4 protein-coding genes are annotated in these 3,688 nt (G+C 43.1%); 2 read left to right on the top strand and 2 right to left on the bottom strand.

Annotated features, from left to right (window positions below; translation table 11 throughout):
* Positions 1 to 388 precede the first annotated feature (388 nt).
* Complete coding sequence (locus tag AC1DWN_RS30225) at positions 389 to 673, bottom strand: hypothetical protein (protein ID WP_477562562.1); 285 nt, start codon at positions 671 to 673, stop codon at positions 389 to 391.
* Between the two features lie 477 nt (positions 674 to 1,150).
* On the opposite strand from AC1DWN_RS30225, the gene AC1DWN_RS30220 reads away from it, so the two are divergent.
* Positions 1,151 to 2,071, top strand: a complete 921-nt coding sequence (locus AC1DWN_RS30220; protein ID WP_477562561.1) for an ABC transporter ATP-binding protein — start codon at positions 1,151 to 1,153, stop codon at positions 2,069 to 2,071.
* A complete protein-coding gene (locus AC1DWN_RS30215) occupies positions 2,064 to 3,020 on the top strand; it encodes an ABC transporter permease (RefSeq protein ID WP_477562560.1) in 957 nt (318 codons plus the stop codon). The genes AC1DWN_RS30220 and AC1DWN_RS30215 overlap by 8 nt, the downstream gene beginning before the upstream one ends.
* Positions 3,021 to 3,188: 168 nt before the next feature.
* Here AC1DWN_RS30215 and AC1DWN_RS30210 read toward each other — a convergent pair whose 3' ends face one another.
* Entirely contained in the window at positions 3,189 to 3,620 is a 432-nt protein-coding gene (locus tag AC1DWN_RS30210) for a YhfM domain-containing protein (RefSeq protein WP_477562559.1), read from the bottom strand.
* Positions 3,621 to 3,688: the final 68 nt, after the last annotated feature.

Below are 3,688 nucleotides of genomic sequence, written 5' to 3'. Positions count from 1 at the left end.
GTCTAGCATGCCCTGCTCTCTGACCCCGGGAAAGGGGTAAGCAACTCGCCTGTTACGCTGCTTATCCTGTAGTCTTCCGAGAGTTTAAAATCCGTCGACCTTCCCATTTTTGCAGTTCTTTCGAGGCTCAATCACACGGCCTACTATCTGACTGTCTACGCTTAAACCTAAGGTTACCCTTAAAGCTCCAAGACTCGCTATTGGTGACCTGGCTAGAGTCTTCCCAAGCAGGATTTCCACCTGCTAAATGACATGACTTAACTTGACGTACTTAAACTATCCTGCCCGTTAGCTTAACGAAGATAGGAGCAACTGCCACAGCAAACTGCTCCTTATTTGTTGAACTATCGTTAGCTTGATTGATTTTGTTGGTCTAGGAGGCATTTAGTTATTCCAGAAGCAAATACGTATTTTCTAATTCCATCACTTCTTTTAGAGACTTACCTAAAGCATAATGATTTGGACTGTCCTTTTTCATAACACAAACGATATTTCCAGCTTCTCCTTGCGAGAGGTTAGTTAATTGGAAATAGTCTTTGTTTTCATAGATATTCGACACCAGATAGTCGTAATAATCAAGAGACTTATCCATCACGTTCAATCCCACATTATATAACCTTACTTTTGTCCCTACCCAAATCTTCCCGTCGTCTTCAAAATTTATTAATGGAATCCACGCATCAGTTTCCAAATAAGCTCTCCTCACTTCGCATTACATTTGTTTGAAAATGGAGTATTTATGGTTAATCCTCAACTAACCTGCCCGTTAGATTAATAAAACCAAGGAGCAGCTGCCGTGGCTGAACTGCAACCCGAAAGATAGACACTTTAGAAAAAGTGATCATCTTTCGGGTTTTGTCTAGTCAGGGTAATGATCAGAACTTCAATTTATGGTTCTGTTCACCGCATAGAGCTATCGACACCAGTGCACCTATACCCTCCTGTTCAAATTCGAGAGATACCTCATTATGTTGTAAATAATCCTTAGTTGTATTATCAAGCATATTTTTAAGTATTTGTTTAAAAAATGCTTTGAAAAACGTTCATACTCGACCTAAGCAGGGGGGAAATCCTGATCAAAGGTCTATTTTATGACAAAGCAACTTCCAGTATAGTTCATATGTACGATAATACTAGGAGGTTTTAACGCATGACAGAAGCCGTTTTGCAGCTTCGCAACGTGACCAAATCGATTGGCGGACGTAAGATCGTCGACAATCTTAGTTTCGATATACCCGCAGGCGAAGTATTCGGATTTCTCGGACCGAACGGTGCCGGCAAGACGACAACAATACGGATGATTGTTGGCTTGATATCGATGTCGAAGGGCGAGGCCCTAATTAAAGGCGTATCCGTCCGCGAGCACTTCGAGCTTGCCATGACGCATGTAGGAGCGATCGTCGAAAATCCGGAAATGTATAAATTTTTGACCGGTTATCAAAACCTTGTTCATTTTGCCCGTCGGCATAAAGGCATTACGAAGGAACGGATCAATGAGGTCGTTAAGCTTCTCGGACTTCAGAACCGTATTCACGAGAAGGTTAAGCGTTACTCTCTCGGCATGAGGCAGCGGCTTGGCGTTGCCCAAGCGATTCTGCATCGTCCATCGTTGCTCATCCTTGATGAGCCGACAAACGGGCTCGACCCTGCGGGCATTCGAGAACTGCGCGATTATTTGCGCAAGCTGACGAGAGAAGAAGGCATCTCCGTCATCGTCTCTTCCCATCTTCTGTCCGAAATGGAGCTTATGTGCGACCGGGTTGCGATAATACAAGCCGGCAAGCTCATCGATATTCGCTCGCTGCAGGAAACTCGCGATTCGATACAGTCGAAGATCGTTATCGAAGTCGGCGATTTACTTGCCGCTCAGCAGCTGCTATCCGCCATCTTCGATGCAACCCGCATTACGGTGAAAGGCAATCAGCTCGAAATTGCGGCTGACAAAGCTGCCATCCCCGATATTACAAGGCTGCTTGTAAGCTCGGAGATTAACGTGCTCGGCATTCAAGCGGCGCAGAAGTCGCTTGAAGAACAGTTCTTGGAAATTACCGGAGGTGAGATGGTTGTCTAGTCTGTCTAATCTAATTCGAAACGAAAATATGAAAATATATCGTCGTCCTCGTACATGGCTTATGATCGCCTTCCTCGTTTTAACAATCGCATTGATGAGCGGCATCATGAAGTGGGAATCAAGCCAAAATATTACGATCGACTGGCAAAACAACCTGACCGAACGGAATAGCAACATGCAGCAGGAGCTTCAAGAAAACAAAGAACTCTCGGAAGAGGACAAAACATACTTCGCTAACGAAATCAAGCTCAATGAATATTATTTGGAACAAAATATAAATCCTAACGAATTGTCATTGTGGAATTATGTAGATACATCATCATACTTAATTATTTTAGCGACGATTCTAACCGTCATTATCGCTGCCGATATGATTGCGGCCGAATTCACATGGGGCACGATCAAGCTGCTGCTTGTCGGTCCGGCTTCGCGCACAAAGATTATGATCAGCAAATACATCGCCACGCTTGGGTTCGCGCTTCTGCTGCTCATATTGACATTTGCATCTGCTTACGCGGCCGGAGGTATTCTCGAAGGCTTCGAAGGAACAAATCAAGCGAAAATATCGATTACCGATGGCGGCGTTATCCAAGAAAGTTCCTATTTCTTGAATTCGTTGGAGAAATACGGTCTCTCGATAGTATCAATGCTCATGTACGTAACGATGGCTTTCATGATTTCGTCCGCGTTCCGCAGCTCTTCGATGGCCATAGCCTTCTCGCTTCTGTTCATGCTGGTCGGCAATACGTTATCAGCGCTTCTCAGCGGCTATAGCTGGGTCAAGTATTTGCTCTTCTCCAACATCGACCTGACGCAATATATGCAAGGCGCGTCGCCGCTAAGACCGGAAATGACGTTGACGTTCTCGATTATGATACTTGTCGCCTACTACATCGTATTCCAATTCTTAGCTTGGCTACTGTTTACGAGACGCGACGTCGCCGCTTAAGGGCAATTCCAATACTAAGAACCTCGGGCACTGCTTGCAAGAAGCTGTGTCGAGGTTCTTCTGTTTTAATTCAACTAACGTTTCCCGTTAGCGTAATGATTACCGACACCTATTCTTAGGTATCAATTACTCATTCTTCATCTGAGGATTTCCTCAATTTCTGATGAATCAGGGCGTTCCCAGAACCGACAGCAGTTCTTTTGTATTTACTTTTGAAACTTTTCCATATTTTGAATTTCCCTCAATAATCACTTCTAAAGTATCTTTGTTTGGTGATAGCCAAATAGCATAAGTTACTGGTTCATAGGAAACAGTTGGGTCTATATTGACAGTTAGAAATTTATAATCAGGTTGACGGGACATTTCTACTTTTGCGTTTTCCCATTGCACATTTAGTAAAATACCCATTACCGATTTCACCGTTTCATTATCTTCAATCTTCYTATAAACCGTGCAGCTCTGACTTTCAGGTTTACTAAGATGAAGATTCAAGTTATTTTCAATGTTCTTTACCGCAACTTGTTCGTTTTGTTCTTTACCACAACAAATCAGCAAAACAAAACTACATAATGCTAGATAAATAATTATCTTTTTAACCATTAGGTAACATCACCCCTTTGACAAAATAATCATTTTGAAATAGGACGTAATCCCCTGCTGAATGTTGC

The sequence above is a fragment of the Paenibacillus sp. P4_A7 genome (assembly GCF_056402455.1).
This window is presented reverse-complemented; position numbering and strand designations above follow the sequence as displayed.

Bases quoted from the DNA above. Each gene is read 5' to 3' on its own strand.
- AC1DWN_RS30220 (WP_477562561.1), top strand. From the start codon at position 1,151: ATGACAGAAGCCGTTTTGCAGCTTCGCAACGTGACCAAATCGATTGGC.